This is a genomic window from Streptomyces sp. FH025 (assembly GCF_017427025.1).
GTDB lineage: Bacteria > Actinomycetota > Actinomycetes > Streptomycetales > Streptomycetaceae > Kitasatospora.
This window is the reverse complement of sequence record NZ_JAFLNG010000526.1, coordinates 1-5553: the sequence shown is the minus strand read 5'-3', so window position 1 is coordinate 5553 and position 5553 is coordinate 1. Positions and strand designations below refer to the sequence as shown.

The window sequence follows — 5553 nt, the reverse complement described above, 5'->3', positions numbered from 1 at the left end:
CCGGTCGGTGTCCACCGCCTTCTGCGCGGCGTCCACCGCCTGCTGGGTGGCGGCGCCGGTGGTCGGCGCCGGGTAGCCGAGCTTGCGGTAGAACGCCGTCACCGCCGAGGCCGTGCCCGCTCCGTACGAACCCGTCTCGTCGTCGCCGGTCGAGTACCCCAACCCGGCCAGGGCGGCCTGGAGTTCGGACACGTCGGGGCCGGTGCTGCCGGGCTTGAGGTCGCGGTAGGCGGGCACCGCGCCGGGCAGGGCGAACAGCGGCTGCCCGGACACCTCGGCGAGCAGCTGCCCGGCCTCGACGGTGTCCCCCGACTTCACCCCCAGCTTGGAGACGAACAGCGCGGTCACCTCGGCCGAGGCCGAGGCCGGGACGACGTTGTACTGCGCCGGCGGGTACACCAACGCGCGGGCGGCGAGGGAACGGGTCAGCACCTGGCTGACCACCGGTGCGGTGAGCAGGCTGTTCGGCGGCGGCGCGGTCTGCGCGGCCCGCTCGGCCGGGGACTTCACCAACGTCGCCGCGCGGCCCGCGAGCGGGTGGGCGGTGCGGCGTCCGGTTCGTCGGCCGCGCTCGTCATCGTGCTCAACAAGGCACCCTCCTGGAGGACTTCACTGGGGGCGGTGCCCTCGCCCGGTCGTCTGGTCGGTGTCAACTGTGGTGTGTCCTTCAGCCGTTGGTGGAGGCGTTGGCGGGGCCGTCGACGGCACCTCCGGTGGCACCTCCGGTGGTTCCCGAGACGAGTGCGGCGGCCCGGTGGACGAGGTCGTCCAACCGCTGCCGCCGGTCCGCGAGCTGCGCGGCGTGGGTCTCGACGTACCGCTTCCCGTAGGCGGTCTGCACGGCGACGATCGTGCCGACGGTGTTCTCGGCGAGCTTGCACCGGAGGTCGGCGGTGGCGGTGGCGATCTCCTCGGGGCCGGGACCAGGGCCGGTGCCGAGGCCGGGGCCGGTCGAAGCCTGGGCCGTCGCCGCCGCGGGGGTGCCGGCCGGCGGGTGCCACTTCGGGTCGGCGATCGCGGAGACCGGGTCCGGGTAGTCGTACCCCTCGTCCTTCATGCACCGCGACCAGGCGGCGTAGGCGGCGGTGATCCGGGGGTCGTCCGCCGGCACCTTCGGGCCGCCGTCGGGCAGCGTGCCCTCTCCGTAGGAGAGCCCGTCGGCGTCGCGCAAGGCGTCCAGGCCCTTCCGCGCGCAGCCGCCCGTCGGTACCGGTCTGCCGTCGAGGGCCGGGACGGGCTGGTGGGTGGCCGGGTCGGTCCCGGTCAGGGCGATCTGCTCGGCGACGGACGCGGGCGGCTGGGCGTCGGCGGGGGCGCTCTGGTCCGCGAACCGCACGGTCAGGTCGTAGCCGAGGGCGCCCGCCCGGTCGGTGTCGAAGTAGCCGTACAGCGTGCTCCGGGTCTGCCGGCCGCGCTGCGCCTCCTCCGCTCCGAGCACGACGGTCGGGCGGCCGGCGAAGCCGAAGCCGCGCATGCACTCGGCGGTGACCGCGTCCCGGGCCTGGACCATCAGCCTGTTCTGGGCCGGCGTCACCAGGTAGGGGTCGGTCGGCAGGCTGACCTGGCTCGCCTCGGTGATCGTCGGCACCGCTCCGAGGGCGGGCGGTCCGGCCGGGTCCGAACCGCCCCGGGCGGTGCAGCCGCTCAGCAGCGCGGCGGTGACGAGCACCCCGGACGCGATGATCCGTAACCGGGCCATCGGGCCTCTCCTCTCCAACCTTCGTGCCGGACTTCGTAGCGGACGGACGCGGTGCTTCGGCTGCGCACCGCTCCGATCCTTGCCCACCGGCCGCCGGGAGAACAGGAGGTTCCGGAGGAACTTCCGGCTGCGCCCCGAAGGACCCTCCCGCCCGCGCCGACCGGTGCGACCAGGGCGGATTCCCGCGCGTACGACGTCCGTTGTGATGCCGATCGACGGTTGTGCCCGGGTTGCTCATCCCTTGCGAGCTGTCGGATCCGGTGTCCGGGTACGGGCATATGCTCAAGGTGCGAAGCCGACTCCCCATCCGGCTTCGGCCCTCCCTCAACCCAGGAGCAGTATGTCGACCGCCGCCCGCCGGGCATTCTTCGACCGGACGCACACCGACGACCTGATCGCGTTCCTCGGCACCTCGCCCTCCCCGTACCACGCGGTCGCGAGTGCCGCCGAGCGCCTGGAGAAGGCCGGCTTCCGGCAGGTCGCCGAGACGGACGCCTGGGACGGGGCCGCCGGGGGCCGCTACCTGATCCGCGGCGGCGCGCTGATCGCCTGGTACCTGCCGGAGGGGGCCGGCCCGGAGACGCCGTTCCGCGTGGTGGGCACCCACACCGACTCGCCCAACCTGCGGGTCAAGCCGCTGCCGGACACCGGCTCGGCCGGCTGGCGGCAGGTCGCGGTGGAGATCTACGGCGGGGTTCCGCTGAACACCTGGCTCGACCGAGACCTCGGCCTGTCCGGTCGGCTCACGCTCAAGGACGGCAGCTCGCTGCTGGTGCAGCTGGACGAGCCGCTGCTGCGCGTGCCGCAGCTCGCCATCCACCTGGACCGCCAGGTCAACGACGGCATGAAGCTCGACCGGCAGCGCCACCTCACCCCGATCTGGGGCCTCGGCCCGGTCGACGAGGGCGCGCTGATCGCCTACGTCGCCGAGCGGGCCGGCGTGGCCGCCGACCGGATCGCCGGCTGGGACCTCATGACGCACGACGTCCAGCCCGCCTCCTACCTCGGCCGCGACCGCGAACTGCTGGCCGGTCCGCGCCTGGACAACCTGCTCTCGGTGCACGCGGCCACCGCCGCGCTCGCCGCCGTCGCCACCGCCGAAGGGGCCGGGCTTCCGTACATCCCGGTGCTGGCCGCCTTCGACCACGAGGAGACCGGCAGCGAGTCCGACACCGGCGCGCAGAGCCCGCTGCTCGGCACCGTGCTCGACCGGACGATCCACGCGCGCGGCGGCACCACGGAGGACCGCGCCCGGGCGCTGGCCGGCACCGTCTGCCTCTCCTCGGACATGGGCCACGCCGTCCACCCGAACTACACCGAGCGGCACGAGCCGGGCCACCACCCGCTGCCGAACGGCGGGCCGATCCTCAAGGTCAACGTCAACAACCGCTACGCGACGGACGGCACCGGCCGGGCGGTGTTCGCGGCCGCCTGCGAGAAGGCGGGCGTGCCGTGGCAGACCTTCGTGTCCAACAACGCGATGCCCTGCGGTACGACGATCGGCCCGATCACGGCGGCGCGGCTGGGCATCAGGACGGTGGACTGCGGCATCGCGGCGCTGTCCATGCACTCGGCGCGCGAGCTGTGCGGGGCGGAGGACCCGTACCTGCTGGCGAGCGCGATCAAGGCGTTCCTGGAGGGCTGAGACCCGCAGGTGTGACCGGGGCCCGACGGACGTGTCGTCCGTCGGGCCCCGGTCCTTCTCCGCTGCTCCGGCTCGCCGCTACTCCATGCCGGCCAGGACCAGCGGGAGGCGGCGGGCGCCGTCGGCGACAAGCTTCACCGGCACGCCCCAGTCCTGCTGGTGCACGTGGCAGGCCGGGAACTCGATCTCAGGGTCGTCGTCGCAGGAGGCCGCCATCGCCGAGACGTGCAGCACACCCTCGGTGACCTCGTCGGAGAGCACCAGCTCGCGGGAGAGGTCGGTGTCCGCGCCCGCGCCGGAGACCAGCAGCTCCGGCGGGGTGGAGCTGACCAGCAGCCGGGTGGACGGGCCGTAGCGCTCGTCCAGCTTCTGGCCGCTGGGGGCGGAGAAGACCACGTCCAGCCGGAGGGCGCCCGGCGCGACCTCGGTGGCCGCGCGCTGGGTGCGGTGCGCCACCGACTCCACCCGCACGGCCTCCTCCGGCAGCCGCAGCCGGGTCAGCCGGTGCCGGGCCGACTCGACCACCACGATGTCGCCGTCCACCAGCACCGCCCCGGAGGGCTCGCGCAGGTCGGTGGCCAGCGTGCTGACCTCGCCGCTCGCCGGGTCGTAGCGGCGCAGCGCGTGGTTGTAGGTGTCGCTGACGGCCACCGAGCCGTCCGGCAGCACGGTGACGCCCAGCGGGTGCTGGAACAGCGCCTGGTCGGCGGCGCCGTCGCGGTGGCCGAAGTCGAACAGCCCGGTGCCGACGGCGGTTTCGACCGTCTTGGTTTCACGTGAAACCGAACGGAGCGCCGAGGTCTCGGAGTCGGCGATCCAGAGCCGCTCGCCGTCCGCCGAGACCGCCAGCCCGGACGGCTGCGCGAACCAGGCTTCGGCGGCGGGGCCGTCCACCAGGCCCTCGTTGGTGGTGCCGGCCGCGACGCCGACCGTCCCCGTGGCCGGGTCGTACGCCCACAGCTGGTGCACGCCGGCCATCGCGATCCACACCCGGCCGTCGAACCAGGCGACGTCCCACGGCGAGGAGAGGTCCACCTCCAGGGCCGGGCCCTCGGTGGTCGAGCCCTGCCACCACTGGCGGCCGGTGCCGGCCAGGGTGGTGACCGAGCCGTCGGCCAGCCGGACGCCGCGCAGCGCGTGGTTGACGGTGTCGGCCACGATCACGTCGTACTCGTGGCCCTCCGGCAGCAGCGCGAGGCCCTGCGGCTCGCTGAACCGGGGGCTGGTGCCGTCCACCAGGCCGCGCTGCCCGTCACCGATCCGGCGCACCACCGTCTCGCCGTCCTCGGCCAGCTCGACCAGCGAGTGGTGGCCGGAGTCGGCGACCAGGAAGTGGCCGTTCGGCAGCCGGACCGCCTTGCCGGGGAACTTGAGGTCCCCTGCGGTCGGCTCCGGCGCCACGTACGGGCCGTCGCCGCGCCGCAGCGTGCCCTTGGCCGCGTGCTCCGCCTCCAGCTCCTCCACCAGCCGGGCGATCGCGTGCGCGTGCCCCTCGCCGGCGTGCTGGGCGACCACGTACCCCTCCGGGTCGATCACCACCAGCGTCGGCCAGGCCCGTACGGCGTACTGCTTCCACGTCGCCAGCGCCGGGTCGTCCAGCACCGGGTGGTGCACCTCGTACCGGGCGACCGCGTCCACCACCGCCTGGTGGTCGGCCTCGTGCACGAACTTCGGCGAGTGCACCCCGACGATCACCACGGTGTCGCGGTGCTTCTCCTCCAACTCCCGCAGTTCGTCCAGGACGTGCAGACAGTTGATGCAGCAGAAGGTCCAGAAGTCCAGGATCGTGATCTTGCCCCGGAAGTCGGCGAGCGTGAGCTCCTTGCCGCCGGTGTTCAGCCAACCGCCTGCCCCGACCAGTTCGGGGGCGCGTACGCGTGCACGAGATGCCATGTCCGTATCCAACCGCATGGCGGGTGCGAGGCATTCCGGCCGGTCTCCCGGGCGGGCTCAGCACACGCGGAGGTCGGTGACGGGCTGGGCGGCGACCTCGTAGCGGCACAGGCGGTCGTTGACCCACAGGGCGACGTCGAGCCGTTCGCCGGGCCTGGTCAGTTCGGCGAGGAGCCGGTCGGAGAAGGCGTCGAGCTCCTCGGGGGTGACGTGGTGGCCGGTGAACCGGGCCGTGTGCCGGACGGGCAGTTCGGCGGCGCGGTGGGCGATGTCCCACAGGATGGTGTCGGGGGCCTCGTCGCGGGCGGGGATGAGG

5 protein-coding genes are annotated in these 5553 nt (G+C 73.8%); 1 reads left to right on the top strand and 4 read right to left on the bottom strand.

The genetic code is table 11. The features are described from left to right. Nucleotides 1-510, bottom strand: a 510-nt coding sequence (locus tag J0670_RS40045) for a peptidoglycan-binding protein (RefSeq protein ID WP_207814568.1), incomplete at its 3' end; no start/stop codon positions are given. Nucleotides 511-667: 157 nt separating this feature from the next. Continuing rightward, complete coding sequence (locus tag J0670_RS28495; RefSeq protein ID WP_207814567.1) at nucleotides 668-1699, bottom strand: hypothetical protein; 1032 nt, start codon at nucleotides 1697-1699, stop codon at nucleotides 668-670. 340 nt (nucleotides 1700-2039) lie between these two features. On the opposite strand from J0670_RS28495, the gene J0670_RS28490 reads away from it, so the two are divergent. Further along, the gene (locus tag J0670_RS28490) at nucleotides 2040-3344 is read left to right on the top strand and encodes a M18 family aminopeptidase (protein ID WP_207814566.1); all 1305 of its coding nucleotides are present in this window, start codon (nucleotides 2040-2042) and stop codon (nucleotides 3342-3344) included. A 78-nt stretch (nucleotides 3345-3422) separates the two neighbouring features. Here the strand turns inward: J0670_RS28490 and J0670_RS28485 are convergent, their stop codons facing one another. Further along, nucleotides 3423-5237, bottom strand: a complete 1815-nt coding sequence (locus J0670_RS28485) for an NHL domain-containing thioredoxin family protein (protein WP_207814565.1) — start codon at nucleotides 5235-5237, stop codon at nucleotides 3423-3425. Nucleotides 5238-5294: 57 nt separating this feature from the next. Then, nucleotides 5295-5553, bottom strand: a 259-nt coding sequence (locus J0670_RS28480) for a hypothetical protein (protein WP_207814564.1), incomplete at its 5' end; no start/stop codon positions are given.